The sequence below is a fragment of the Finegoldia magna genome (genome assembly GCF_003182075.1).
In the GTDB taxonomy this organism is placed as follows: Bacteria; Bacillota; Clostridia; order Tissierellales; family Peptoniphilaceae; genus Finegoldia; species Finegoldia magna.
The window spans coordinates 14230-40272 of record NZ_QGTH01000020.1; the positions used below are offsets into that span (position 1 = coordinate 14230).

Consider the following 26043-nt stretch of genomic DNA (forward strand, 5'->3'; position numbering starts at 1 on the left):
TTTCTCCTTGTTACCTAATTATTAATGTGATTTCTATCGAAAAATGGACAACGCAATCCTATACATTGGTTGTTATGCTTGGACCATTTACACACAATGTCACTAGATTCCATCTCAACTCCCAAGTTTTCATTGGCAAATTGTATTGCATCTAATATTGATATGTAGGAATCTCTCTTGCAACAACGAGGCCCGCCGACTTCTCCTATAGATTCCAAAGCTTTGGAAGTCATTTTGTTCGCCATTCCCCAAGTATTCTTTGCAAGTGGAGATGAGCCCGTGACAATTGACATAAAAATCCCTGCGCTAATTCCAGCTCCACAAGCTCCCCAAAAACCACAAGTCCCACCAGGAACTTGTTTGCCACGAGTTCTCATTTCCTTCAAACTTTTGTTCAAATTAATATCTCCGCCAGCATTTTTGAACGCTGTCAAAAGCGCCGCGCCGACCATAATGCGATGTTCTGGGCCGTGCATGTGACAAAAAGATTCGTCCATCATTTGATTCATAATTTCGATTGGATTTTTCGATGTAGAATTCTTACAAATCCCCCAAATCACATCCATTCCATCTGTGTGACAATCGTTACACACGAAGTGACCATCGACACATCTCGTATTGCTGAGTTCTTTTTTGTGACAGATTGCACACTCCATTTCCAGCGATTCGTCCAAATATTCTAACGGTTTCCCACACAACAGACATTCATCATTCATATTCACAACCCCTTATAATTTATTATCTATATTATATCACTATAATATGTTTAAATAAAAAAACGGTGCAGATAAATCTACACCGATACAATATTTTTATTCTTGAGATTTTTTCACGATTTCTTGTACAACTTCGTCCTTTTCAAAAGCTTCCGAAACTCTCTTGATATTTGGATATTCTTTCCAAGATTTTGGAGTCATTTCGCTCCAACGAGTAAGAATATAAACGTAAGCATCCAACACTGTTTTCTTATTTTTGTAAACGTGATCGCCATCACCAATCAAACGGTCCAAATGAGTCATCATTTTGTCTATAGTTTCAAATGATTTTTGTTTGATTTTATCAATCTCTGCTTCGTCAGTTGATGTTGTCAAGCCAGCTGGTACGAACAACGCTTCAAATGCTGGATGAAAATCTCCAGTCATAAAAGCCATTATTTCATCAAATTGGAACTTATCTTCAGGAGATTCATCTGCTCCCAAATCTTTTTCAGGGTATTTGTTCAAAATGTAGCGAAGAATTGCAGCCAATTCGCTTCTCACAATACCTTCTCCAATGTCTAGTGCTGGAACTGCTCCCAACGGATTGATTTTTCTGTATTCATCTGTTCCAAGTTGTACCTTTTCTACCTCGTAATCTGCGCCTGCCCATTCCAAAGCAATCCAACAAGCAACAGCGCATGTGCCTGGTGCGTAATATAATTTCATAACATTCCTCCTTTTGTTTTGCTGTAAATTGTATACCCTTTATTCTTTTTTAATAATCAAATTGATTGGGCAAATTTGAAAATTTATGTGACAAATTTCTCGGATAAATTTTTGAAAATTCAAATTAATGTGCTATAATAATCACAGAGTGTTTAACACGAAGGGGTACACCACCGCGGGTGTAGGTTTCCTTCGTGTTATTTTTTTTAGGGGGTGAAATATGATTACTGTAAATTCTGTCAAATATCCATTCGAAGAAAATTCTTCTTTGAGAAAAGTTCTTGAAGATTTGAACTTCAATGTGGAGTTGACGGTTTGCGAAGTGAACAAAAACCTCGTCAAAAAAATCGACTACGATAATTTTATCTTGACAGATAATGATGAAATCGAGGTGTTTTCATTTGTTGGAGGAGGTTAAAATGCAAGATTATTTCAAAAGACAACTTCCCGAACACACAGATATTTTCAGAAATTCCAAAATTCTAATCCTTGGCTGTGGAGGTTTGGGGACAAATTTGTGCTTCATGCTCGCAAAATCAGGCATTGGCACCATCAAAATAGTAGACTACGACACAGTCGAATATTCAAATTTGAACAGACAAATTTACAGGCCAACAGATGTCGGAAAATTCAAGGTCGATGCGTTCAAAGAAATTTGCGATGAGTTCTTGCCATTTGCAAATATAACTTGTGAAAATATCAAAATCGACTCAAAAAACGTGGATAGTTTGACCGAAGGCTACGATATCGTACTGGAAGCGTTGGATGATGAGTACGCAAAATCATTGGTGCTGGAACATTTTATCGCAACCGACAAGAAGCTAATATCGGTGTCTGGAATTGGCGGCGTGAAAAAATTAGATATGAAAATTAAAAAAATGAACAACATTGTAGTTTGTGGGGATTTCGAAACGAAAACAGACATCGGCTTGTACTATCCAAACGTGATGATGGCGGCAAGCGCACAAGCTATAATCGCACTTAATTGGTTATTGGAGGAAAATAATGGAAGATAAATTGATTTTGGGTGGCAAATCTTTTGACTCAAGATTTATACTTGGATCTGGAAAATACGATCCCAACCTTATTAAAGCTTGCGTGGAATCTGCAGGCTGTGAGATGATTACTGTGGCACTTAGACGTGCAAATACAGACGATACTAAAAATATTTTGAACTTTATCCCAGAAAATGTGACGATAATTCCGAACACTTCTGGAGCGAGAAACGCAGACGAAGCTATTAGAATTGCAAGACTTGCGCGAGAAATGGGCTGCGGCAATTTCGTGAAAATAGAAATTATGCGTGACAGCAAATATTTGCTACCAGACAACGTAGAAACGTTGAAAGCTACGAAAGTTTTGGCTGACGAAGGTTTCGTCGTTATGCCATACATGTATCCAGATTTGAACTTCGCTAGAGATTTGAAAGAAGCTGGTGCAAGTTGCATCATGCCATTGGGTTCTCCGATTGGATCCAACAAGGGACTTGCAACGAGAGATTTCATCCAAATCATCATCAACGAAATTGATTTGCCAGTGATTGTTGATGCAGGAATCGGCAAACCATCACAAGCGTGTGAATCTATGGAAATGGGCGCAAGTGCAATCATGGCGAACACAGCCATCGCTACAAGTGGCGACATCAACAAAATGGCAGAAGCTTTCGCACTAGCAATCAAAGCAGGAAGACTAGCTCACATCGCAAAACCGGGCAGAGTTTTGGAAACGGGTGCTGACCCTTCATCTCCACTCAGAGATTTCTTTAAGTAGGCGACAAATGGAAGAATTCAAATATTTTAACAATATGCAAGACATTCACTCGGACATTTACGATAAAATTTCCGAAAAATTATCTGAGGTAAAATCTGTAAATGTAACGGCTAATGATGTCAGAAGAACTTTGGGTAAAATAAAAAACAACGAAGCATTGGACCATTTTGATTATTACAATATGTTGAGTGATGCTGCGATTGATTTTATAGAAGAATTGGGAGAAATCTCACAAAAACTAAGACTACAATATTTTGGAAACAACGTGTATTTGTTCAGCCCTCTTTACATCGCAAATTACTGCGAAAACAGCTGCAAGTACTGTGGATTTAGAGCGAAATCAGATATCGTCCGTGCGAAACTTACCATGGATGAAATAGAATCTGAAATGAAACAAATGAGACGCGAAAAAATCGAAGACGTTTTGATTCTAACAGGAGAATCGCAAAAATACTCCTCGGTAGATTATATATGTGACGCAGTAAAATTGGCTAAGAAATATTTCCGTGTAGTTGGAGTTGAAGTGTATCCTACAAATGTCGAAGATTACAAGAAACTTCACGAAGCAGGTTGCGATTTCGTCACAGCTTTCCAAGAAACATACAACCCCACAAATTACAAATTCTATCACCCAACAGGACACAAATCTTGCTTTCCTTATCGATTGGACACACAAGAACGCGCAATTATGGGAGGAATTCGAGGCGTAGGATTCGGGGCATTGTTCGGACTTTCCGATGGAATTGAAGACTGTTTTTGTTTGGGAATGCACGCAAATTTACTGCAAAAAAAATACCCACACGCAGAAATCAGCATATCATTTCCACGAATCAGACCAACAAAAAACGAAGAAGATTTGAACATAAAAGAAGTTCCTGAGACAAAATTGATGCAATTTATAATCGCAACCAGAATCTTCTTGCCATTCGCGCAAATCACAATCTCAACCAGAGAATCTAACGAGTTTCGTAACTTGTCGTTGTTGATGGGAGCTACCAAAATCTCCGCAAGCGTGGACACAGGAATAGGAAGACGTAACGATGAAAAAGATAAAGGCGACGAACAATTTTTGATCAACGACACAAGAACAGTCGACCAAGTAGAACGCGACTTGGCAAAGTACAATTTGTATCCTGTGTATAGCGACTATATTGATGTATAAAATTTTATATCTTATCATAAGCCCACATTGGTGGGCTTTTTTTTATATCTATATGAAATTACATCATTCTCAAACCAGTTGAATGCATAAGCATAAAAAAAGTAATAAAAAATCAAGCTTAAAAAACGACAATATAATTAATCTAATAACTGCCATTATTGGATTAATAGCCGTAATTCTAAGCTTGATTAATGAATTACTGGAATTGAGATTTTTATAGCCTCTCTTCCCTTTAACTTATAAAAATTATACTATAAAGTGGGTCAATAAGCAAATGTGTAAAAAAGAATGGAAAGCAACATAAGAGAAGCAAAAAACTGATACCAAGTGAAAAATGCAAATAATGACAAAAAACTGAACGAAATCGTTTAATACCTATATGAAATTACATCATTCTCAAACTTATAAGTTCAATCTATTTATTGACATTAATATCATTTGTTTATTTCCATTTTAATCTTCCTTGCAATAAAAAAGAAGTAGATTTTTTCTCTACTTCTCCAATTTATATTTTATTTTTCCTTGTACTTTTCTATTACTTTTTCAACTTGTTCTTCAAGCTCTTTTCTATTTGGGATATATAGGGTGTATTTTGATGCGAATATTTTATTTGATAAGTTTCCTAATGCGTATTCTGCTTGCACCCCGTCCTTATCTGTACACAATATTATTCCTATCGGTTCATTGTCCATCTCATCATTAACTTCTGATTTATAATAATTGAGATACATATTGATTTGACCTACTGCTTCTGGCATGAGCTTGCTCGTTTTTAGTTCGATTAAAACATAAGACCTTAAAATCTTATTGTAAAATACCATGTCCACATAATAATGAGTGTTGCCTAGGGTTACTCTTTGCTGGCTACCTACATACATAAAACCCTTACCAAGTTCAAGCAAGAATTTTTCGATATGGTCTATAAGCGCTTTTTCCAAATCACTTTCCATCATTGGTTTTTCTTCTGGCAATCCTAAAAATTCAAAAACATAAGGGTCTTTTACGAGGTCAGATGCCTTATTTATTTCATTGCCCTTTAAGGCTAGGTCTAGGACTTTTTCTTTGTTCTCTTCTCCTGATGATAAGAGCAACCTTCCAAAAAGCGATGTTTTAATTTGTCTTTTAAGTTCTCTTACTGACCAATTTGCGTTGATACTTTCTTTTTCATAAAAACTTCTTTTTTTCTCATCGCTAATGGATAAAAGTTCACAATAATGTGACCAGGTCAATTTAACAGACACTGTCTGTTGAATTTCATATTCTTGAAAAAATCTCCTCATAAATTGCAAGTTTGATACTGAAAATCCTCGCCCAAACTCTTTAGTTAATCTCTTAGATAAATCTTTAAGCAATTCTCTCCCATACTCTGCTCTTTCTGAATGTCCTTGCTCATCTTCTACAATGATACGTCCAATCTCCCAGTAAGTTTGCACCAAAATATTATTGACTTCTCTTGCAACTTCATTTCTTGCCTTATCCATTAATGTTTTTATACTATTAAAAACATCATCATGAACTCTATCTATATTGTTTTCGTTATTCATACAAAGCACCTCTTTGACCTCTTAATTGCTATAATTATATCATAAATATTGTTAAATGATTTTTTATATCAACTTCTAAGATTGCGTCTCTTGTTATTAGCCTATAAGTTCTTTCTTTTCTCCTTTTATCATCTAATGATGTTGTTGGCAAACCATAATCTCAACCAGAGAATCCAACGAATTTCGTAACTTGTCACCTTAATGGGAGCTACCAAAATCTCTGCAAGTGTAGACACAGGAATTGGAAGACGTAATGATGAAAAAGATAAAGTCGACGAACAATTCTTAATCAACGACACACGAATAGTCGACCAAGTAGAACGTTATTTGACGAAGTACAACTTGTATCCTGTGTATGGCGACTACATTGATGTGTAGAATTTAAAACCAGCGTTTTATAAAATAACGCTGGTTTTTGATTTATTTATTAAGTTGTTCTTCAATATTATTAGATATTGATTTTTCTCCACCTATTATAGTTATTATTGATTCGTTTTTTGTCAGATATTCTTTAATTTCTGATGATAACTCATCTTTAGCACTTAATACTAATACCGCATTTTCTTTATCTGCATATGGAGACGCCACTAAACTATCTGCAAAGTTTTCTCCACTTGCTATTATAAATTTATCTGTTTTGTTCATCAATTTAGCGATCTTAAAACTTGTTTCGTAGCGATTTTCTCCTGAAATTCTCTCTACTTTTGATTTAGTGACAGATTTTATAGTATTAAAAGTTTTATTTGAGATTGATTTTTCTCCTCCAGCTACGTTTATCTTTTCTAAGTTTAATTTATTTAATGTTTTCATACTTTCAGAATCAATCGTGTCTTTTGCTACAAGTAATATTGGTGTGTTATCTCGGTTAGATAAATTAGTTATTGCCAATGCATCTGCAAAATTTTCTCCACTTGCTATTTGTAATTGCTTAGAATTTGACTTATGGATAACTTTTTCTGCAATTTTTAAGCTCGTCTTATATCTATCTTTACCAGCTATTCTAGTTACAGAATATTTATTATTCTTTAACTTGTCTAATACTTCTACTTTAATAGAATTTTCTCCGCCTATTATAATAATATTCTTAGCTTTTAGCCTTTTAATTTCATTTAATGTATCTTTTGAAATTTCATCTTTGTATGTGTATAATATAGCTGCTCTTTCAGTTTTAGCTAAAGGAGATGCTGAAATTATGTCAGAAAAAGTTTCTCTATTAGCTATAATAACTGTATCCGTGCCATTAGGATAAGTTTTTTTAGATACTTCTATGGCAGTTAATTCTCTATTTTGTCCAGATATTCTATAGATTTTTTTCATTGATTTAGAGTTTGAACTTTCTAACTTAGGATAACCTCCCTTTAATTCCCATTTTTCTAATTTTATATTGTTTTTATTATCAGCTTTAACAAAATCAAGTGCTTTTCTAAAACTTTCTGATGATAAATTTGTATTTAATTTTTTCACAAAATCTAAATCATTCAACTTGTCGATATCCTTTGCATTTTCAACTATAGAGTCATTCACTACAACTCCAAATCCATTTTTTGTTTTTTTAGATTTTCCGGTTACTTTTACTACTGAATTCTTATTGTAAAAATTATTTAAGTTTTTTCCTGTTCCTGTAGATCTTCCTGCTAGTTCACCAACATCTGTTGTAGGAGAAGTTGAATTTAGGTTTACACTAGAGTAATTGTTGAAAATAACGCCTGATTGGTATCCGCATAACCCTCCTATGGATACTTTGTTTAATAAGCTATCTGCTGTTATATCTCCTTTTGAATAGCTGTTGAATAGTGCTCCAAAAGCATTAATTCCAACAAGTCCTCCTGCATAAATATCTTTTGATTCTCCTTTTGCATCAATTTGAATTTCTGCAGCTGAGTTTATTATACTAGACTTCAATGATTGCCCTGCAATTGCTCCTATATATTGTTGCGTCCTCATAGATTTTGAATGTATTTTTCCGTTAACATTTACATTATCAATAAAAGCGCCATTTTGTATTCCACCTGCAACAGCTGCGACAAATACTCTATCTTCAGATAAAATTGTATTATATATTTCAAAATTTTTAATGTTTAAATTATAAACCCTTCCTCCATCTATTACTGCAAAAAGAGCCGCAAATCTGTATTGGCGAGGTGTTTTTTCTGAACCAAGCTTCATATTTGAAATAGTATGATTGTTACCGTTAAAATCCCCTTTAAAAGGGTGTTTGCCTTGAGAGCCTACCACTATCCATTCTTTTGTAAGTTTAATATCTCTATTTAATTTTACGTATTTATCAGCATAGTTTTCCTCTTCGTTAACTGATCTAGCAAAATCCAGAAATTGATTTTCAGTATCTATTATAAATGGATCGTTTTTAGTTCCTTTACCTTTTTCAAATATATTATAATTTAGCTTTGAATAGTCTGTTATATCATTTATTTTTGATTTTTCTACTGCTTTTAATAAAGCTTCTTTTAATTTATTGTTTTTGATATCAGATATTTTATCTATTTTATTAATTATTTTATCAATTTCTTCTTTTGTAACTCTTCCTTCAAGAGTCATAATGTCTACAATATCACCTTTTTTATCGAATTTAACTTTTACAACTAAGGATTTATCCTTACTTCTTCCGTAAAAATCACCTTCATTTACTCCTTCTTTAGAATTCATTTGAAGTTGTTTTATAAGGTTTTCTGTATTTGTATCATAAACTACCGATGTCTTTTTGTCAGAAAAAACAGGAAAATCTGATGAGTTTGTCCATTCGAAAATATTTTCAGCTAGATTTTCATCTTTTTTCCAGTAATCTTTTGAACGGCTTCCTTTTTTTAAATTGATTCTAGATTTCTTAAGATTGGAATTTAGTATATTAGCCAGACTACTCGATATTTCTGACTTTGTCATTCCCTTTAAATCCATACTAATACAACCTTCATATGCCATTCCTTCGTCGCTTACACCACTACCTTTAACCATCCATCCAATAGGAACAGAAGGTTTTATAATATTTTTATTATTAGTAGCATTATCAGTAATTAGGACAGAATCCTTATCATAATAGCTTTGGAAAGTTGATCCAATTCCAGTTACCCATCCTGTTATCGCTCCAATAAAACCAGTGTAACAATCGCTAATGATATCATTTGTAGAATAGCAGTTTGAAATAGTTCCCGCATTTACTCCACAAATTCCACCTAAAGCAGTACTTCCTTCTTTTGTAACTCTATTTGCATTTGCTGATATATTACCTTTAGAATAGCAATTAAAAATAAGACCCCTATTAGAAAGAGCCATGATTCCTCCACCTTCGGCAAGCCCTCCATCAGATTCTACTCTTATATCAATATCGCTTTTTGAATTTACTATTTTTTGTCTAATTCCATTTGAAATAACTCCCCCTACAAAAATATTTGTTTTTGGATGAGTAGTTTTACCAATTAATTTACCAGTAACTTCTATGTTATTAATAGTTGAACCATTAGCATATCCTGCTAATGCGCCAACATAAAGCGCACTGTCTGATATTAAATTAAAATCAACGTCTATTTTTAAATTTTCTATGTAGCTATTAGCTCCTAGCACTCCAAATAATCCATAAAAAACAATTTTTTTATCTTTTTCTGATGGATCTTTGTGCAAATTATCTTCGCTTCCAATTTTTAATCCATTTATTGTATGATTTTTACCATCAAAATGACCATTAAAAGCGTATTCTCCCAATCCTACAGGAACCCAATCATTATTTAATTCAATGTCACTAGAAAGCTCAACGTACTTCCCTTTGTAATCTTGTGTTTTTGATAAACTATAGGCAAATTTTATAAGCTGATCTGTATCATTAATTGTATAAGGATCTTTTTTCGTTCCTTTTTGTCCTTTAAATAATTCATCTACAGTTATTGTTTTTTCATTAGCATTTTCTGTATGGTTGTCTTCATGTGTAGATGGATTTTCATTTTCATCCTGCGGCTTGTCTTCCTTATTAGTAGAGTTTGAAACAGCATCTGGTTTGTTTTTAGTTGTTTTCTCATTCAAATTCTGCTCAAACTTACTCTTACTAAAGTCAACTTCGTTATTTGCTAAACTCTCAAGAGGAATCATACTTGTCGTAATAATTCCCGCAAGAAATAGCGCCATTATTTTTTTCTTATCTAATTTCATAATTTCTCCTTTCAAACAAAAAATAATAATCATTATCTTTGATATTGATTATTATTCTACCTCTAAAATTTTTTCTTGTCAATTCCATTTAGTGTGATATAAAAAATAAGTTGATTTTTATTTAATAAACATAATCAGAAATTGACAAATTATACCTTATTCAATACACTTTAATTATAAATATTTTGAGGAGGGGTTTATTTGAACAGAAAAACTCACAAGCTTGTTCAATGTGCAGTGCTTGCTGCTTTGTGTTTCATCACGTTCACTTATTTGCAAATCAAGGTTCCTGTTCCAGGTGGAGATTTCACATCGATTCACTTTGGTAACGTGTTCTTGGTTTTAGCGGCGCTTTTACTCGGCGGACTTTACGGTGGACTTGCTGGTGCTATCGGAATGACTATCGCAGACATCATGGATCCTGTGTATATAATGGTCGCTCCGAAGACTTTCGTGTTGAAGTTATGTATTGGTTTGATTGTGGGAGCAATCGCTCACAAATCCAAGAAAATCAACGAATCTAACGACAACAAATACATTTTGAAGTGGGCTGTTATCGCTTCATGTGCAGGGATGTTGTTCAACGTGTTTGCTGATCCATTTGTAGGTTATTTTTATAAATTATATGTCTTGGGTCAACCACAACAAATAGCATCTGCATTGGCGAAAATCAGTGCCGGTGTAACTTTCTTCAATGCTGTTGTGACTGTTATCGTTGCAAATATTTTGTACATGGCAGTGCGCCCAGTGTTGAAACGCTCACATTTATTGGATTAAAAAATGCGTCAGATTTTACTCTGACGCTATTTTTATTGACAGTTTAAATAGAAGATATTACAATTAAGTTAGAAAGTAGGAAATTCTAACTTGAGAGGTGATAATATGTTAGTTGAACTTAAAGCAAAGTCGCAAGTGACAATTCCAAAAGATATTGTGAATTCTCTTGATTTGAGTCAAGGAGATCAATTCGAAGTTATGGAAGAAGATGGCAAGATTATTTTCGTCCCTGTAGCTGTATATCCAGAACGTGTGATTGAAAATTTAAAAAAATCCGTTAAAGAACTAAAAGTTTCGATTGAAAATGGCGACCAACCTGTTTTTGACAATATTGATTCTCTTTTTGAAGAGTTGGACAAGTAATGAGCTATAAAATAACTTACATAGATTAAATTAAAAAATGCGTCAGATTTTACTCTGACGCTATTTTTATCTGAAAAGTTCTGAATGTGATCCGACTCTGTTTAAGATTAATACAAGAATATCATTTCTTATTTCATAAATCAAAATCCAGTCTGGTTCTATGTGACATTCCCTAGTATTCTTGTAATTGCCAATAAGACTGTGATCTCTGTATTTTGTATCCAAAGTTTGTCCATCAGCTAAAAGTTCTATCACTTCAAATAGTTTTTCGATATTTTTATTCTGTTTTTTTGCAATTTTTACATCTTTTTTGAATTTACTAGTGAACTTAATTTCGTATTTCATATTTCAAGAGCTTTTCTCAATTCTTCGATACTTACGTATCCTTCGATTGTTTTGTCGTCTGCGATTTTTCTTCCTTCTTCAATCGCAAGTTTTGTTTCATCGTTTACTGCATCGATTTTCAAATCGAATGGGATTCCATTTTCCCTTATCGATGTTCTCAAAAACATATTTATTGCCGTTGTCATATTAAGCCCCAACTCTTGAAAAATATTTTCTGCTTTTTCTTTAATTTCTTTATCAGTTCTAATATTTAAATTAACAGTTGACATAATAGACCTCCTTGTAAATATATTCTAATCCATTTACGATAAAACATCAACATTTATTCGTGTAATTTCATTACGTTGTCATTACCCTATCGCTATAAACACAATTGCAAGTATCAATGCTAATAATCCTACAAGGATGCATTTTCTACAAGTAGATATTCTTTTTAATATCATTTCTAGTTCTTTTTTTGTAAATTTTCTGTTGTTTTTCCTCATCAAGATTCTATCCAACGCTACTGGTTGGCGATTGTTTTGCGAGATAGTTTGCCACACTTTTTCTGAGTTGACATTTTTTCTAATCTTAGCGATTGCCAGTATTTTAGATATTGAATAAATCCCGTAAATGAGTGCTATTGCAAATATTCCCAAAAATACATAGCCTACTATTCTCATTTTATCATCTCCTTTACGATTAGTATAAATGAGATTTCGATTTTACTCAACTAACCCTCATCGCTCTGAATGAATTCAAAATAGCAAGCACTGTAACTCCGACGTCTGCAAAGATTGCAGCCCACATATTTGTAAGTCCAAGCGCCGATAATATTAGCACAATTATTTTCACGCCGATTGCAAAATACGCGTTTTGTTTTGCGATTTTGAGTGTTTTCTTGGAGATTTTAATTGCTTGTGCGATTTTCGTTGGCTCGTCTGTCATGATTACGACATCACTCGCTTCGATTGCCGCATCGCTTCCGATTTGCCCCATGGAAATTCCGACATCACTGAGTGCAAGCACTGGTGCATCGTTGATTCCATCTCCTACGAATGCAACTTTTCTTCCTTTTTCTATCAATTCTTTTACAATTTCAACCTTATCTTGTGGAAGTAGCTTGGATCTGTATTCGTCAATTTTGAGATTTTCTGCGACTGATTTGGCTACAGATTCGCCATCACCAGTTAGCATGTAAGTTTTTTCGATGCCGACATTTTTCATATCAGTTATAGCTTGAGCGCTGTCTTGTTTGATTTCATCGGCGATTCTGATGTATCCTTTGAATTTGCCGTCTATCGCAACATATACAACAGTGTCTGTAGTATTTATCGGTTCAAATTCAACATCTTTTAAAAGCTTTGCATTTCCCGCTAGGATTTGTTTGCCATTTATCACGGCTTTTATTCCTTGTCCTGCGATATTTTCTGCAGAGTCCAACTTCAAGTATTCTTTGTTTCCGTAATAATCAATAATCGATTGCGCGATCGGATGGTTGGATGATTTCTCAGCGCTCGCAACGTATTGGAGCATTTCTTCATCTGATATGTCAAATGATTTTGCTTCTACAACTTTGAACACACCTTGTGTCAATGTTCCAGTTTTATCCATCACAACGGTGTTAGTTTCTGCTAACTTTTCGATGTAGTTACTTCCTTTGACCAAAATCCCAGCCTTGCTGCTCGCACCGATTCCTGAGAAAAAGCTCAACGGAATGCTGATTACAAGTGCGCAAGGACACGAAATTACAAGGAATGTCAACGCACGATACAACCACACTTGGAAAGGTTGTTTCAATATCAAAGGCATCAATATCGCAAGGACTGCTGCTACAATTACCACAACTGGAGTGTACACTCTTGCAAATTTCGTGATGAATTTTTCTTGTTGACTTTTTTGGCTGGATGCATTTTCCACCAAATCCAAAATCTTCGTCACTGCAGAGTTTTCAAAATCCTTGGTAACTTTTGCATTTAAAACCTTGTCCACCACGATGTAACCCGACATAAGCTCTTCGCCTTTTGCGACTGTGATTGGAACACTTTCTCCAGTCAACGCCTTCGTATCAACCATGGAGCTTCCATCTACTACCACGCAGTCCAAAGGAACTTTCTCGCCTGGTTTGATTACGATAATATCTCCAACATTCACATCGTAAGGATCCACCTTATCGTAACCATCTTCCGTTTTCAAATTCGCAAAAGTCGGTGCAATGTCCATCAATTCCTTGATAGAATCACGAGATTTCCCAACGGCCTTATCTTGGAAAATCTCCCCGATTTGATAAAAAAGCATAACAGCAACACCTTCGGCGTATTCTCCAACGAAAAACGCACCCACAGTTGCAATCATCATCAAGAAATGTTCGTCAAATAACTGACCGTTTTTCAAATTCAAAAACGCTAACTTTATTACTGGAATTCCTACAATCAGATAACTCACAGCGAAAGCCGCAAGTCTTGCGTATGGTTGTTTGATAAAAAATCCGATTACAAAAAATACCGCCGAAGCTATCGTTAATTTTATTTCCTTATTCATTATTTTACTTCAACGTAAGGCTCGATTGATTTGATGATGTCCTTTGCTTGATTCAACACAGAATCAAACTTATCATCTTCTACGTCCAACACCATTTTTGTGGTGATAAAATTCACAGTGACAGAATTTACTCCGTCCAATTCCTTGATTTTGTCTTCCATTTTTGCTGCACAATTTGCGCATCCCAAATTTTCTAATGTATATCTTCTTTTCATAACTTTCTCCTTTTTATTTTTTTCTAAATTATTGTCGTTATTCTTGCACGTGTACCATCGCAATGTCGAAAATTTCTTTCACATGATCGTCTGAAATGGAATAGTACACAACTTTTCCCTCACGTCTAGTCTTCACAATATTGCTTTGCTTCAACACTCTCAATTGGTGGCTAATTGCAGATTGGCTCATATTCATCACAGCTGCAATGTCGCACACGCACAACTCTCCACTTTCCAACGCCATCAAAATCTTCACCCTAGTCTGATCTCCGAAAATTTTGAACATATCGGACAAATCGGCGATTAATTCGTCGTCCGGAAGCTCATTGATAGCTTTTTTTACATTATCCTCGTGAATTAGCGTTACTTCACATTTCTCATCGTTGAATTTATCTATATCTATCACATCCTTTATATGAACATATGAATACTTGTTCATTTGTTAATTTGATAATATCATTTTATTTTTAGTTTGTCAATAAAAAAAAGAGATTTTATAAAAAAATCTCTCCTATATTTAAATCTTCAATTGTTCCGTCGTTGTATTTTACTTTCAAGCTAAAATAGTCATTGATATTCATTGCAGTAGCTGGAATATAATCTCCGTTTTTGTGGACTTTGATTTCATTGCCAATAAACGTAGCTTTATTTCGATATTTTTCAACCAAACTATCCCTATCCTCGCTCCAAAATTCTAGGAAATTCTGCATTATTTTTATTACCAACTCTTCTCTTTTGTCTGTATCATCTTTTTCTTCAATAAATCCAGCCGTATCTTTTATATCTTCTGGAAAATCAGATTTGTAGACGTTAATTCCAACACCAACCACAATATCGTGGCAGATATTTTTCTCAACTTTACATTCTGTGAGTATGCCGCAGATTTTCTTACCGTCAAGTAGAACATCATTGACCCATTTAATCGACGTATTCACGCCGAAAATTTCGTCAATTGCATAGCTTACAGCAATTCCCATAATTGGTGTTATGAATTGCGATTGTTGGAATGTCATTTCTTCATTTACCAAATACGAAAAATACAATCCATTTTCAGGCGAGAAGAATTTCCTTCCGTAGCGTCCCTTTCCTTTTGATTGTGAAAATGCGACCATCAACGTATCGTCATCCTTTTGATTCAGAATTTCGTCGTTTGTCGATGTAACTTCCCTTTTGAAAATCACCTTATTTATTCCTGTTTGTTCTTTGATTTTTTCAGTATCCATTAACCCTCATCCCATCTATTCCACTTTTTACGTTCTTTTTTGTTCATTTCTTTGTCATCATCTTCTAGTCTTTGTTTCAAAACAGCGATAATTTCATCCTTTTTATCTGGAATTACAGATGTCACAGCCACTGCCTTAGTCTTGTGAGTTCCGTTGTAGACGCATCTTTTGTTCAAATTTTCCACAAGCATTATCTCCTCTTGGATTTGCTGTCTGATGGATACTCTTTTGAAATCGTGATTTCTCACGTTTTCCACAAGCTTTGCATTCTTGAACAAAACCAAATTCACAACCACAATTTCAAACGGATTCACCTTGTTCAAAAACTCTGCAGTCTTCATTATATGTTCACGTGAATGTGCTTCTCCGCCAAGACCAAGCATAATGTAGACAGAATATTTTATTCCCAAATTATCGAGTCTGTGAAGTGCAGTCAATTGTTCTTGTGATGTGACGCCTTTTTTATGATAAGAAAGCACCCAATCACTTCCCGACTCAATCCCAATGCAAATACGATCAAGCCCCAGATTTTTAAGTTCCAACAATTCTTCATCAGTTTTTCTGAGAATATCATCACTTCTTGAAAAACACGACACGTATTTCATATTTGGGAAATTCTTTTTGATTTCTTTCAAAATCTCCGTCAAATAATCATTATTCAAACACAGAGCATTTCCCTCCAATAGCGTGAACTTTTTCGGAGTAAACCTTTTGTCTTCGTAAAAAATTTTTCTGTCACGTATATATTTCTTCACATCTTCAATGTCAAAAACCTTGAACCTTTTTCCAACATTCAAATCACAATAGATGCATTTGCCATAAGAACAACCAACCGTTACGGGAATCATCTCGTTGTGCATTTCGGGCATCGGAGTGTACATATATCTATCGTAAAATCCGTCAATCATTTAATCACCTTTGTTTGATATTTTACAAGTATTATAACACAAGATGTGTTTGCAATATGAATTTATGTGTATCTATTTACCCACGAAAAAAAGGACTCATCAAAGAGTCCTCATTATATCAATCTATTTTACTTCTTCAGCACTTTCCCATAAACCGTGGATATTGCAATAGCTTAATGCGAATACTTTACCTGGTTTACTAGATTTTACATAAGCGTCAACGTGTGGTTTAGTGAATACTTCGCCTTCGCCGTGAGCTGCTGCTTGGTAAGAAGCTACTTCTACTGGGAATTTTTCTCCTTCTGGTTGGAAGAATACTTTAATCCATGCAATGTGGTGTTCGAATGTGTTTGGGTGTTCGATTTCTTCACCTACGATTGCGCATACTTTAAATCCGTCGTCTTTTTTATCAATATGAATAACTGGAACGTGTTTTTCTGCTTTCCAATCTCCAGATTGAACTGTTTCTGTTAATTTAGCCATTAATATTACCCCCTATAAAATTTCTTACAGAGTATTTATACCCCAATATTTTTTAATTAATCAAGGAGCTTTGGCATTTATAAAGTGATATTAATTGTATTTGTATAAAACTTATTCTTTAGAATATCTTTTAACTCCGAAGCAAAAATAAAGTATATGCAACAACCACACACAAGCTAATATTATACAAGGTATGTATAGTTTTTTGCGAAGCATTGTGAAAAATCCAATCGCCATTAGTATAGTTACCGTTAGCATAATACGTATTTTAACTTTCAAAGTCATTCCTTCCCCATTCGCAAATGTTTCCAAGTTATTTTTGTAGAGTTTAGTTCTTTTGAACCATCTATCTAATTTTTCAGAACTTTTACTAAAACAAATTGCAGATAACATTAAAAAAGGAACTGTCGGTAACATCGGCAATATCGCTCCTATTGCCCCTAATCCCAAGCTAATTAAACCTAAAATTATAAAAATTGTCTTTTTAAATTTCATATTCACCTCTACTTCTTTCTTTTTTTGCTTAAAATTATATGATGAATAGTCATAATTGGATGATAAAAAATCATTCGTGGCCCAGAAAACCTCATAACTTCGCAGATTTTTTTACGCATATCCGGTTTATAGCAATGAACATTACAATTAGAGCAAAAAGTCTTTGTTTCTATAAATGGACAAGAATTTATCTTTTTAATAGCATAATTTTTTAATTCTTCATAATCACTCAAGTCCTCTATTGATTTCTGGTTCTTCTTACAATATAAGTCAATCATATTGCTTATAATTTTTATTTCTTTTTTTCTTTTTTTGTCTATATCCATTTTGATTAACTCACCCTACCATTTTCTACTGAATATACTTTATCCACAATTCTCATTGTAGACAGACGATGAGAGACCAATACTACTGTTTTACCATCTTGTTGTTGATAAAGAGATTTTAAAATGACAGCTTCATTAAGGCTATCTAAATTTGATGTAGGTTCATCTAGTAACATAAAAGGTGCGTCGTGCAAAAACGCCCTTGCAAGTCCCAACCTTTGACGTTCTCCTCCTGAAAGTGTATCTCCTAACTCTCCAACCGATGTATTATATCCTTTAGGTAACGTCATAATAAAATCGTGAATAGACGCCTTTTTACAAGCATTTTCTATCTCTTCATCGGTTGCATCTAATTTTGCTATTTTTAAATTATTTTTTATACTATCGTGGAATAAGTGGGTCTCTTGAGTTACAAAACTTTCCATATTTCTGAGATTTTTTGTGTTAATCTCAGAGATTTTTTTGTCAGAAATCTTTAGTTCTCCCTCTTGAACGTCCCAAAATCGCATAAATAATTTTAAGATAGTTGATTTCCCGCTACCACTTCTCCCTACAATCCCTATAATTTTATTTTTAGGTATATCCATTGAAAAGTTCTTTAATATTTTTTCATTTTCGTATGCAAAGCTAACGTTATTCGCATAAGCTCCTTGAAATTTTATTTCTGATTTTCCTTGAATATCTTTTACAAGAGGTTCCTCCTCTAAAATATCTAAAACTCTATTTCCTGCTGCCAATGTGTTTTGTAATGTGCTTCCCAAATTTGCCAATGATATAACCGGTCCAAAAGAACTCATCAACGCGATTAACGGCAATAATACTCCCGAAAAATTTACAACTCCTTTTTCATACAATAAAATTGCACAAATTAAAATGGAAATATCAAATAAAATGATTACTCCATTTGTAACTGCTGCGTTAATTCCCATATTTTTCTTCATATTTTTTTCTATGTCAGATAGCAATTGTGATTTTTTATCTATTTGATTTAAACGATTTTCACCATCTCCATACTGAATAGTTTCATCTAAACCTCTCATGCTATCCAATACAAAGCTCGACAATTCTCCAGATTTATTACGAAAATTAACTGCATTTTCACCACCTAATCTGTTCATTAGTATTGGTAAAATAATCCCCACAGTTATATAGGCAATTGCAGAAATAAATCCATATATTGGATGAAAACTTCCTATAAACAACACCATAACTACCGAAAATAAAACTGCTATTGCAATAGGAGATATAGTGTGTGCGTAGAAAACTTCCAAAAGTTCTACATCAGAAGTAATTAAAGAAATTAAATTCCCCCTGTCTTTTCCCTCTAATTTTGCGGGACATAGCTTTCTCAAAGCAAAAAATATTTTACTTCGTATCAAAGCCAATAATTTAAAAGCAATGTAGTGATTAAAAGATTGCTCTGCATATCTTAAAAATCCTCTTATCAACGCAAATACCACCAACATAACAAAAGCAGTCATATAAGTTAATTTCACAGATTGTCCTAGCACATCTAATAGGGCAACTCCTCCTAACACCGTGATAAATGTCGCACATAAGTTTCCCAATAATCCCATTATAATTGCCAAAATCATATATCCAGTCAGCGGTCTCACCAATCCTATTAATTTTTTCATAACAATAAATCCATTACGTTGTTTCATGGTTCTCCTCCTTGTTATAACATTCTAATTCTTGCTGAGTTTCCCACAAACTAGCATAAACACAACCCTTATCTAACAATAATTCATGACTGCCACTTTCTATTACACGACCTTTATCCATGACGTAAATAACATCTGAATTTTTGACATTGACAAGCCTGTGAGAAATCATAATTACAGTCTTATACTTTGCTAAATTATGAATTTCATTCATAATAGCCTCTTCGCTCTCTAAATCGATATTTGATGTAGCTTCGTCAAATATATACACCGGAGTATTATGAAGTAAAGCTCTCGCTAATGCCAATCTTTGACATTGACCTCCTGATAAATTTCCTCCTTTTTCGCTAACCAATGTATCCAAACCATTCTCATTTTGAAGAAAATCAAATAATTTAGCTCTTTTTAAAACGCTTGAAAGTTCATCATCTGTGGAATTTGGCTTTGCTATTAAAAGATTTTCCCTTACAGTACCTTTAAATAAATAGCTATTATGTCCAATATACGTTATATTTTCCATAATACTTTTTTCAGTAATTTTAGAAAGTTCGATTCCAGATATTTTTATAGATCCATAATAATTTTTGTTTTTTTTCATTAAAATCGCTGCAGTTGTCGATTTCCCACAACCTGACTCGCCTACAATAGCTGTGAATTTTCCGTGTTCCAACTTCATATTTACTCTATGTAATACTTCCTTATCTTCCTCATAAGAAAAATTAACATCTCTGATTTCAATATCTCCCATTTTAAATTCATACTCGCCATCTTCAGATTCAGTAATATCTAAGAGTTTAAAAATTTTGCCACTTGCTGCCATTCCATTCATTGCAATATGAAAAAACGAACCTAAAAGTCTCATAGGCAAGAAAAATTCTGCTGATAATAAAATAATAAGTATACAACCCGACAAATCAATATTTCCAGTCTTAAAATTATACACAGCTAAGATAGAACCAATAGCAGCTCCACCATAAGCAATTACATCCATTATCGTTATGGAATTTAGTTGCATAGCCAATACTTTCATAGTAATTTTACGAAATTTTTCCGACTCTTCATTCATCTTTTCGTGCTTAAATTCATCTGACTGATAAATTTTCAGAGTAGTCAATCCTTGTAAATTTTCTAAAAAAGTATCGCCTAAAGCAGTATATTGTCCCCAATATTTTGATAATAACTTCTTAGCCCAAGTCATTACTACTGCTATAGAAATTGGAATAAGCGGAACACAAAGTAACAATATTATCGCAGAAGGGAAATTTATCGGAGCCAAAACACAAAAAAGAGTTACAGGTGCTAACATAGAATAAAAAAATTGTGGCAAATACGAACCAAAATAAGTTTCTAACTGATCAACTCCCTCTACCGCTACCTGAACTATCTCAGAAGTATTAACATCATCACGATAAGAACTTCCCAATGAAAGTAACTTCTTATAAATCTTTTTTCTAAAAGTAATCTTAACCTCTTTTGAAGATAAATAACTCATTCTCGATGATAAAAAATAACAAATCATTCTAGTTAACAAACAAAATAGAACCACTACTGAAAGATAAATAATATCTTTTTTATCGAAAGTTTTATCGTAAAGTTTACCTAAAACTTTCGTAATTGCAAACATCATTACAATATTTGCTACCAATGATATCCATTGACTCAAAACATTTAATGTAACGTATTTTTTGCTTTTCTCGACTATTTTAATAAGTCTTTTATCAATCATCATATAAATTTCTCCTCACTATATAATTTAAATTTACATTTAAAATAAAATTTCATTTAAACTAATAAATTTATTCACGATTACAAATAATATTAAAAACCATTATCACTAACACTATCAAATATAGCATTAAATACCACTTTTTTCAAGTCAAAAGGTCCTTCTACTATTATATTTTTAACTTCTTGTACAATGGTTAGTTTATATCCAAATATCAAAAAAGCAGTAGTAATAAATCCAGTAAATGTACTTATTCTTTCATAAATTAATGCTAAGTCCATAAATAACAGGAATATTCCATACATAAATACAAACGATAAAAATATTGACAGTAGTATGTTTGATTTGAATATTTGAATTCCTCCAAATCCGTTTTTTCCTATAATTGAAACTATTTCGCCCTTTTCTATTTGTAAATTCTCAACGTCAAGTACAGTATTTCCGTCGAACGATTTTTTAATATTATTAAATTGTATATACATTTGTTGCCTCTTATCTATGTAAATTGGCACCAAAACGGTGCCAATTTTATATTATTTGTCGTATTTTTCGATGTCATCGATTACTTTGCCGATGTATTCGATGGTGTCTTTGAGTGGTTTATCTGTTGTGATGTCTACTCCTGCAGCTTTTGCGATTCCGACAGAATCCTCTGTGGAGCCTAATGCCAATGCTTTAAGCCATCTGTCTGCTGCTGGTTTTCCTTCTTCGACAATCATTTTGGATACTTGTGTTCCGATTGTTAGTCCTGCGGAGTAAGTGTATGGATACAATCCCATGTAGTAGTGAGGTTGTCTCATCCATGTTAATTCTGATCCTTCGTTGATTTCAACGTCTTCTCCCCAGAATTTTTGAAGTGTTTCTTTGAAAATTCTTGACAAATCATCTGCTGTGAATCCTTCTTTTTTATCGATATGAATAACTGGAACGTGTTTTTCAGCTTTCCAATCTCCAGATTGAACTGTTTCTGTGTATTTATACCCCAATTACACTAAACTAATCATTAATTACATCTGGGTTTAGTTCTTCAAGTCGGTTAATGTTTTTATTCAAAAGCATCATCACACAAATGATTAATAAAATTGTTCCACAAATCACAAATAACAGCCCAATTCCTCTGCCATTTCCAACTCCAATTATTTTTGCTATGAAAGTGTCAGACAATTTGCCGCCCTTTAGCAAAAGTGGATTGAACACATTATCAGCCAAAAATCCTGCTAAAATAATCGCTATAGGAGTGATAATCTTCATTAGACAATCTACCAGTGAGCCCACTCTTCCAAGCATTTTAGTCTCTATTTTTAATTGCATTAGTGAGCCGAAAGTTCCATTCGCATAAGGAGTAGGAATCATAAACAAGAAAAATCCCACAGCAATAACAAGCCAACTGTAATTTATTCCCATAACAATCATACCAATAGAACAAATTATAAGACTCAAAAATATCGATCTTACTTTGTTTTTCTCACTTGGAATTGCGCCAGAAATTACTCCACCTAACACCATTGCAATTCCAGACACAGAATTCACAAGCCCGTAAATTTTTGTGTCATAATTACTCATTACCAACGGACCAACCAAAACCATAGCTATATTTGCCACAAAATTCAATATTGAAAACACGACTATTATTTGTATAAATCCTTGCTTTTGTTTTAACACTTCAAAAGCTATTTTCAAATCACTAAAAATTGTCTTGGTAAAATTAGATTCCTTAACTTCTTCGATTTCTTGCTCGATTTTTTGAGGTAAAATAGTCAAAATAGCCACGAAGAAAGTTACAAAATCAATTGCAAACAATCCCGTAAGTCCTATAAATGGAAATAACGCACCTGCAATCAACGGCGCAAGCATATTTTGAATTGCTCTGATAAGTTGCATAAACCCATTTGCGCGTGGAATATCCTTCTTTTCAACCAAAAGTGGAATCGTAGCATTGAATGCAGGATTTTGGAATGTACCCAAAGTTTGCGACAAAAATGTCAATGGATATACCATCCACACTTTCATACTTCCTGTCGCAAGTAAAATCATAAGTATAACTTTAAGTACTGCATCGAGCGAATCGGTTAACACTATAATATGTTTTCGTTGTTTTCTGTCTGCCATTGATCCTGCAAATGGCGCAAATATAATTCCCGGTAAAATTTGAACTAAAAACGTCATCGCAAAAGTCGTGGCACTTTTTGTCATCATGAAAATCCACAACGATAATCCAAATGATGAAATCCCCGACCCAAGCATAGACACAAATTGCCCAAACCATACCACCATAAATTTTTTAAATTTTTCGTTCATTAGAATCCCCTATACTGTAATTTCGTTCTTGCTTTTTTCATAAAATGATACGCCACAACATATAAAAGTATCAAATTCAACACAATTTTCTTCATATCCGCTTGATTTCCCACAATTATTTTTCTGATTTCTTGTGTTATTGTGAGTTTGTATCCAAATATCAAAAACGCTGTTGTGATAAATCCAGTAAATGATGCGACTCTTTCGTAAATTAATGTAAGTGCCATGAACAAGAAGAACACACCATACATTAGAATTAATGAAAAGATTATCGCTAGTATTAAATTAGGCTTGAATTGTATTATCCCGTTTAATCCATTTCCCGATAAAAATATTACAATCGAAAATAAAATCGCAGCTTTCACTAACCAAACGATGCTTCTTTTGAAATAAATCATTACAATGCTGGTTCTAGATGAAATCATATTAATCAGCCCATCGCTTTTGATTTCAAATTCTATAGATTTAACGAGTTCAAACAACACTGTTTGCAACAAATACCATATCAAAAAATACGTGAATGATTCGTTGTTCCAATTATCCGTTGATTTTAGCATAAATGAAACGCCCGCAAGCATGATAATATCCGATATTAGCTTTGAGAAATATTCGATTTTATAGTTTTTGTTTTCATCGATGTATTTTCTTAATTCTCCGTATTTATATGCCATACAAATTACCTCTTTTCATGCTTGTTTGAATGTTTTTATCGTATGAAATTTTGACCAAAACGGACAATATCAAAGCCTGAATCAAAAGCTGTATTATCAAATCATATCTCACATTATTCAGTTGTAATTGTGTGAAGATTTCACGAGCGTTGTTAAATGGAAACATTATTTTATTAATAAGTACAAGTGCTTTGTTGTTGACTTTTACTGTAATATCTCCGAAAAACAACATATATGTTTCAGCCAATGCCACAAAACTTCCAAGTCTTTTATATAATAGTGTGAAGCTTGATAAGAAAGTGCCCAATTGGTAAAGTATGAACACAGACACAACCATCACTAAAATTATTATAGGAATGTGATTGAATTTCGAATAATCAAAGTCCACTGATACAAATATCAGTGTGAATATCACTATTACTTTTATCGTATTCATCAAACATTCCACTAAATTTCTGTACAAAACAACAGATAGTATCCCCGTTTTTGATTGGACAATTGATATCAGTGTTCTGTCTGTTATTTCGTTTTGTATCAAAAACGTTGGTGATTCAATCGCATAAGTCGCATAATACCACAATATCATCATCAAAAACACGATTTCTTTTTCTTTTACAAACAGTCCATCTATGATGAAAAGTGCCATCAAAAGCACTGCTATGTTTGCAAATATGACGTTGAATTTGTATTTTTTGATTTCTGAGAAATCTCTGTTAAATTCCAATAACAATTTATTAAACATTTGAAATCACCCTGAAGTACACATCTTCTGCCGTCAAAGATTCTTTTCTCATACTTATGATGTCACAGTTTTTAAGTAGAAATTCCTTCTCATCTTCATCGTAAACTGACAGTATAATTGAATTGTCGCTAAATTCGTATTTTGTTTTCTTCAAATTATCTAGTAGATTTCTGTTGGTGTTTTCTATTTCAATGATGTCTTTTTGTAAGTCTTTTGAATCAAACAACTGTTTTGATGGTTTATCCAGTACAATTTTCCCGTCATTTATTAGTATTAATCTGGAGTTGATGTTTTTCATAAATGATAGGTCGTGACTTGTGAAGATGACTGTCTTTTGGTCTTCAACTGCTATTTTGTGTAGAAAATTCAACAGAATATTCATGCTATTGATGTCCAATCCATTTGTAGGTTCATCTAAGCAAATTATGTCGGGATTGGTTAGAAGTGTGACTAATAGAGAAAGTTTTTGACGATTTCCTTGGGATAATTCGGAGACTTTTTTGTCCTTGAACTCTGTAAAATCTAGTTTATCCATCAAATTATTCACTTCATTTTCATTGTAATTAACGTGGTTTAGTCCGAGAAAATACATGATGTTTTCAGTGGCTGTCAAATAATCGTAGTATCCGCCTCCACTTTCAAGCACAAGTTTGGTGTGTTCTCTGATTTTAGAGCTTTTGTTGGATATATTATCAACTCTGCATTCTCCTTGATCTTGGTACAGTAATCCACACAAAATTTTAATTAGTGTGCTTTTACCGGATCCATTTTTTCCGATAATTGAAACTATTTCGCCCTTTTCTATTTGCAAATTCTCAACGTCAAGTACAGTTTTTCCGTCGAATGATTTTTTAATATTATTAAATTGTATATACATTTGTTGCCTCTTATCTATGTAAATTGGCACCAAAACGGTGCCAATTTTATATTATTTGTCGTATTTTTCGATGTCATCGATTACTTTACCGATGTATTCTATGGTGTCTTTGAGTGGTTTATCTGTTGTGATGTCTACTCCTGCAGCTTTTGCGATTCCGACAGAATCCTCTGTGGAGCCTAATGCCAATGCTTTAAGCCATCTGTCTGCTGCTGGTTTTCCTTCTTCTACAATCATTTTGGATACTTGAGTTCCGATTGTAAGTCCTGCAGAGTAAGTGTATGGATACAATCCCATGTAGTAGTGAGGTTGTCTCATCCATGTTAATTCTGATCCTTCGTTGATTTCAACGTCC

At 33.5% G+C, this 26043-nt stretch carries 29 protein-coding genes and 2 pseudogenes; 7 read left to right on the forward strand and 24 right to left on the reverse strand.

Annotated elements, in window-relative coordinates:
* Positions 1–14: 14 nt before the first annotated feature.
* Positions 15–716, reverse strand: coding sequence for a DUF5714 domain-containing protein (locus tag DES33_RS07875; protein WP_110058618.1), 702 nt, complete (start codon positions 714–716; stop codon positions 15–17).
* A 96-nt stretch (positions 717–812) separates the two neighbouring features.
* The gene (locus tag DES33_RS07880; RefSeq protein ID WP_110058619.1) at positions 813–1424 is read right to left on the reverse strand and encodes a glutathione S-transferase family protein; all 612 of its coding nucleotides are present in this window, start codon (positions 1422–1424) and stop codon (positions 813–815) included.
* A 220-nt stretch (positions 1425–1644) separates the two neighbouring features.
* On the opposite strand from DES33_RS07880, the gene thiS reads away from it, so the two are divergent.
* From thiS to thiH, 4 genes are read left to right on the forward strand one after another with little or no spacing between them, the layout of a single operon-like run.
* Positions 1645–1842 carry a sulfur carrier protein ThiS gene (gene thiS / locus DES33_RS07885; RefSeq protein WP_110058620.1) on the forward strand — a complete coding sequence of 66 codons (198 nt, stop codon included), beginning with the start codon at positions 1645–1647 and terminating at the stop codon, positions 1840–1842.
* Position 1843: 1 nt separating this feature from the next.
* Positions 1844–2440, forward strand: a complete 597-nt coding sequence (gene thiF, locus DES33_RS07890) for a sulfur carrier protein ThiS adenylyltransferase ThiF (RefSeq protein ID WP_110058621.1) — start codon at positions 1844–1846, stop codon at positions 2438–2440.
* Positions 2430–3194: a thiazole synthase gene (locus DES33_RS07895; RefSeq protein WP_110058622.1), complete on the forward strand. Its 765-nt coding sequence runs from the start codon at positions 2430–2432 to the stop codon at positions 3192–3194. Before thiF ends, DES33_RS07895 begins: the two co-directional genes overlap by 11 nt.
* A gap of 7 nt (positions 3195–3201) precedes the next feature.
* Positions 3202–4356 carry a 2-iminoacetate synthase ThiH gene (thiH, locus tag DES33_RS07900; RefSeq protein WP_110058623.1) on the forward strand — a complete coding sequence of 385 codons (1155 nt, stop codon included), beginning with the start codon at positions 3202–3204 and terminating at the stop codon, positions 4354–4356.
* A gap of 512 nt (positions 4357–4868) precedes the next feature.
* Here the strand turns inward: thiH and DES33_RS07905 are convergent.
* A complete protein-coding gene (locus tag DES33_RS07905) occupies positions 4869–5900 on the reverse strand; it encodes a PDDEXK nuclease domain-containing protein (protein ID WP_110058624.1) in 1032 nt (343 codons plus the stop codon).
* Between the two features lie 201 nt (positions 5901–6101).
* Between DES33_RS07905 and DES33_RS07910 the strand changes: the two genes are divergently transcribed.
* Positions 6102–6278, forward strand: coding sequence for a hypothetical protein (locus DES33_RS07910; protein ID WP_227930590.1), 177 nt, complete (start codon positions 6102–6104; stop codon positions 6276–6278).
* 42 nt (positions 6279–6320) lie between these two features.
* Here DES33_RS07910 and DES33_RS07915 read toward each other — a convergent pair whose 3' ends face one another.
* Positions 6321–10055 (reverse strand): cell wall-binding repeat-containing protein, encoded by a 3735-nt coding sequence (locus DES33_RS07915; RefSeq protein WP_170111631.1) that lies wholly within the window; start codon positions 10053–10055, stop codon positions 6321–6323.
* A 201-nt stretch (positions 10056–10256) separates the two neighbouring features.
* On the opposite strand from DES33_RS07915, the gene DES33_RS07920 reads away from it, so the two are divergent.
* On the forward strand, positions 10257–10832 hold the full coding sequence (locus DES33_RS07920) for an ECF transporter S component (RefSeq protein ID WP_094203162.1): 576 nt from the start codon (positions 10257–10259) through the stop codon (positions 10830–10832).
* A gap of 105 nt (positions 10833–10937) precedes the next feature.
* Complete coding sequence (locus DES33_RS07925; RefSeq protein WP_110058626.1) at positions 10938–11195, forward strand: AbrB/MazE/SpoVT family DNA-binding domain-containing protein; 258 nt, start codon at positions 10938–10940, stop codon at positions 11193–11195.
* 66 nt (positions 11196–11261) lie between these two features.
* On the opposite strand, the gene DES33_RS07930 is transcribed toward DES33_RS07925, so the two are convergent.
* The 20 genes and pseudogenes from DES33_RS07930 to DES33_RS08025 form a co-directional block, all read right to left on the reverse strand.
* A complete protein-coding gene (locus DES33_RS07930) occupies positions 11262–11540 on the reverse strand; it encodes a type II toxin-antitoxin system YafQ family toxin (protein WP_002835876.1) in 279 nt (92 codons plus the stop codon).
* Positions 11537–11809 (reverse strand): type II toxin-antitoxin system RelB/DinJ family antitoxin, encoded by a 273-nt coding sequence (locus DES33_RS07935; RefSeq protein WP_094205025.1) that lies wholly within the window; start codon positions 11807–11809, stop codon positions 11537–11539. The genes DES33_RS07930 and DES33_RS07935 overlap by 4 nt, the downstream gene beginning before the upstream one ends.
* Positions 11810–11890: 81 nt before the next feature.
* The gene (locus DES33_RS07940; RefSeq protein ID WP_110058627.1) at positions 11891–12202 is read right to left on the reverse strand and encodes a hypothetical protein; all 312 of its coding nucleotides are present in this window, start codon (positions 12200–12202) and stop codon (positions 11891–11893) included.
* Between the two features lie 46 nt (positions 12203–12248).
* Positions 12249–14060, reverse strand: a complete 1812-nt coding sequence (locus tag DES33_RS07945) for a heavy metal translocating P-type ATPase (protein WP_110058628.1) — start codon at positions 14058–14060, stop codon at positions 12249–12251.
* A complete protein-coding gene (locus DES33_RS07950) occupies positions 14060–14275 on the reverse strand; it encodes a cation transporter (RefSeq protein ID WP_110058629.1) in 216 nt (71 codons plus the stop codon). Before DES33_RS07950 ends, DES33_RS07945 begins: the two co-directional genes overlap by 1 nt.
* 37 nt (positions 14276–14312) lie before the next feature.
* Positions 14313–14714, reverse strand: a complete 402-nt coding sequence (locus tag DES33_RS07955) for an ArsR/SmtB family transcription factor (RefSeq protein ID WP_110058630.1) — start codon at positions 14712–14714, stop codon at positions 14313–14315.
* Between the two features lie 55 nt (positions 14715–14769).
* On the reverse strand, positions 14770–15498 hold the full coding sequence (locus DES33_RS07960) for a biotin--[acetyl-CoA-carboxylase] ligase (protein ID WP_110058631.1): 729 nt from the start codon (positions 15496–15498) through the stop codon (positions 14770–14772).
* Positions 15498–16406, reverse strand: coding sequence for a radical SAM protein (locus DES33_RS07965; RefSeq protein WP_110058632.1), 909 nt, complete (start codon positions 16404–16406; stop codon positions 15498–15500). The genes DES33_RS07960 and DES33_RS07965 overlap by 1 nt, the downstream gene beginning before the upstream one ends.
* Before the next feature lie 123 nt (positions 16407–16529).
* Entirely contained in the window at positions 16530–16889 is a 360-nt protein-coding gene (locus DES33_RS07970; protein WP_110058633.1) for a desulfoferrodoxin family protein, read from the reverse strand.
* A 111-nt stretch (positions 16890–17000) separates the two neighbouring features.
* Positions 17001–17384, reverse strand: coding sequence for a YbaN family protein (locus DES33_RS07975; protein ID WP_110058634.1), 384 nt, complete (start codon positions 17382–17384; stop codon positions 17001–17003).
* Between the two features lie 8 nt (positions 17385–17392).
* Positions 17393–17710, reverse strand: a complete 318-nt coding sequence (locus DES33_RS07980; protein WP_094224105.1) for a nitrous oxide-stimulated promoter family protein — start codon at positions 17708–17710, stop codon at positions 17393–17395.
* A 5-nt stretch (positions 17711–17715) separates the two neighbouring features.
* Positions 17716–19374 carry a thiol reductant ABC exporter subunit CydC gene (gene cydC / locus DES33_RS07985; RefSeq protein WP_094224104.1) on the reverse strand — a complete coding sequence of 553 codons (1659 nt, stop codon included), beginning with the start codon at positions 19372–19374 and terminating at the stop codon, positions 17716–17718.
* Positions 19361–21103: an ABC transporter ATP-binding protein/permease gene (locus DES33_RS07990; RefSeq protein ID WP_227930591.1), complete on the reverse strand. Its 1743-nt coding sequence runs from the start codon at positions 21101–21103 to the stop codon at positions 19361–19363. Before DES33_RS07990 ends, cydC begins: the two co-directional genes overlap by 14 nt.
* Before the next feature lie 89 nt (positions 21104–21192).
* On the reverse strand, positions 21193–21582 hold the full coding sequence (locus tag DES33_RS09825) for a hypothetical protein (protein WP_227930592.1): 390 nt from the start codon (positions 21580–21582) through the stop codon (positions 21193–21195).
* Positions 21583–21633: 51 nt separating this feature from the next.
* Positions 21634–22086 (reverse strand): M3 family metallopeptidase, encoded by a 453-nt coding sequence (locus tag DES33_RS08000; RefSeq protein WP_227930593.1) that lies wholly within the window; start codon positions 22084–22086, stop codon positions 21634–21636.
* Positions 22087–22096: 10 nt separating this feature from the next.
* The gene (locus DES33_RS08005) at positions 22097–23398 is read right to left on the reverse strand and encodes an MFS transporter (RefSeq protein ID WP_110058635.1); all 1302 of its coding nucleotides are present in this window, start codon (positions 23396–23398) and stop codon (positions 22097–22099) included.
* Positions 23398–24069 (reverse strand): antibiotic ABC transporter permease, encoded by a 672-nt coding sequence (locus DES33_RS08010; protein ID WP_110058636.1) that lies wholly within the window; start codon positions 24067–24069, stop codon positions 23398–23400. Before DES33_RS08010 ends, DES33_RS08005 begins: the two co-directional genes overlap by 1 nt.
* Positions 24059–24811, reverse strand: coding sequence for an antibiotic ABC transporter permease (locus tag DES33_RS08015; protein ID WP_110058637.1), 753 nt, complete (start codon positions 24809–24811; stop codon positions 24059–24061). The genes DES33_RS08010 and DES33_RS08015 overlap by 11 nt, the downstream gene beginning before the upstream one ends.
* A pseudogene (locus DES33_RS08020) lies at positions 24804–25646 on the reverse strand (ABC transporter ATP-binding protein); the annotation flags it as partial. The pseudogene DES33_RS08020 and the gene DES33_RS08015, both read right to left, overlap by 8 nt.
* A 93-nt stretch (positions 25647–25739) precedes the next feature.
* Positions 25740–26043, reverse strand: a pseudogene (locus tag DES33_RS08025) (oligoendopeptidase F); the annotation flags it as partial.

Excerpts from the sequence above, each read along its gene's own strand:
- DES33_RS07945 (WP_110058628.1), bottom strand. The coding sequence starts at position 14,060 with ATGAATAAGGAAATAAAATTAACGATAGCTTCGGCGGTATTTTTTGTA.
- DES33_RS07965 (WP_110058632.1), bottom strand. The coding sequence starts at position 16,406 with ATGATTGACGGATTTTACGATAGATATATGTACACTCCGATGCCCGAA.
- DES33_RS07940 (WP_110058627.1), bottom strand. The coding sequence starts at position 12,202 with ATGAGAATAGTAGGCTATGTATTTTTGGGAATATTTGCAATAGCACTC.
- DES33_RS07990 (WP_227930591.1), bottom strand. The coding sequence starts at position 21,103 with ATGATGATTGATAAAAGACTTATTAAAATAGTCGAGAAAAGCAAAAAA.
- DES33_RS07970 (WP_110058633.1), bottom strand. The coding sequence starts at position 16,889 with ATGGCTAAATTAACAGAAACAGTTCAATCTGGAGATTGGAAAGCAGAA.
- DES33_RS07925 (WP_110058626.1), top strand. The coding sequence starts at position 10,938 with ATGTTAGTTGAACTTAAAGCAAAGTCGCAAGTGACAATTCCAAAAGAT.
- cydC (WP_094224104.1), bottom strand. The coding sequence starts at position 19,374 with ATGAAACAACGTAATGGATTTATTGTTATGAAAAAATTAATAGGATTG.
- DES33_RS07905 (WP_110058624.1), bottom strand. The coding sequence starts at position 5,900 with ATGAATAACGAAAACAATATAGATAGAGTTCATGATGATGTTTTTAAT.
- DES33_RS07915 (WP_170111631.1), bottom strand. The coding sequence starts at position 10,055 with ATGAAATTAGATAAGAAAAAAATAATGGCGCTATTTCTTGCGGGAATT.
- DES33_RS07930 (WP_002835876.1), bottom strand. The coding sequence starts at position 11,540 with ATGAAATACGAAATTAAGTTCACTAGTAAATTCAAAAAAGATGTAAAA.
- DES33_RS08005 (WP_110058635.1), bottom strand. The coding sequence starts at position 23,398 with ATGAACGAAAAATTTAAAAAATTTATGGTGGTATGGTTTGGGCAATTT.
- thiS (WP_110058620.1), top strand. The coding sequence starts at position 1,645 with ATGATTACTGTAAATTCTGTCAAATATCCATTCGAAGAAAATTCTTCT.
- DES33_RS07875 (WP_110058618.1), bottom strand. The coding sequence starts at position 716 with ATGAATGATGAATGTCTGTTGTGTGGGAAACCGTTAGAATATTTGGAC.
- DES33_RS07975 (WP_110058634.1), bottom strand. The coding sequence starts at position 17,384 with ATGAAATTTAAAAAGACAATTTTTATAATTTTAGGTTTAATTAGCTTG.
- DES33_RS07955 (WP_110058630.1), bottom strand. The coding sequence starts at position 14,714 with ATGAACAAGTATTCATATGTTCATATAAAGGATGTGATAGATATAGAT.
- DES33_RS08010 (WP_110058636.1), bottom strand. The coding sequence starts at position 24,069 with ATGGCATATAAATACGGAGAATTAAGAAAATACATCGATGAAAACAAA.
- thiF (WP_110058621.1), top strand. The coding sequence starts at position 1,844 with ATGCAAGATTATTTCAAAAGACAACTTCCCGAACACACAGATATTTTC.
- DES33_RS07980 (WP_094224105.1), bottom strand. The coding sequence starts at position 17,710 with ATGGATATAGACAAAAAAAGAAAAAAAGAAATAAAAATTATAAGCAAT.
- DES33_RS07960 (WP_110058631.1), bottom strand. The coding sequence starts at position 15,498 with ATGGATACTGAAAAAATCAAAGAACAAACAGGAATAAATAAGGTGATT.
- DES33_RS07950 (WP_110058629.1), bottom strand. The coding sequence starts at position 14,275 with ATGAAAAGAAGATATACATTAGAAAATTTGGGATGCGCAAATTGTGCA.
- DES33_RS09825 (WP_227930592.1), bottom strand. The coding sequence starts at position 21,582 with ATGTATATACAATTTAATAATATTAAAAAATCGTTCGACGGAAATACT.
- DES33_RS07880 (WP_110058619.1), bottom strand. The coding sequence starts at position 1,424 with ATGAAATTATATTACGCACCAGGCACATGCGCTGTTGCTTGTTGGATT.
- DES33_RS07910 (WP_227930590.1), top strand. The coding sequence starts at position 6,102 with ATGGGAGCTACCAAAATCTCTGCAAGTGTAGACACAGGAATTGGAAGA.
- DES33_RS07895 (WP_110058622.1), top strand. The coding sequence starts at position 2,430 with ATGGAAGATAAATTGATTTTGGGTGGCAAATCTTTTGACTCAAGATTT.
- DES33_RS07935 (WP_094205025.1), bottom strand. The coding sequence starts at position 11,809 with ATGTCAACTGTTAATTTAAATATTAGAACTGATAAAGAAATTAAAGAA.
- DES33_RS08015 (WP_110058637.1), bottom strand. The coding sequence starts at position 24,811 with ATGTTTAATAAATTGTTATTGGAATTTAACAGAGATTTCTCAGAAATC.
- thiH (WP_110058623.1), top strand. The coding sequence starts at position 3,202 with ATGGAAGAATTCAAATATTTTAACAATATGCAAGACATTCACTCGGAC.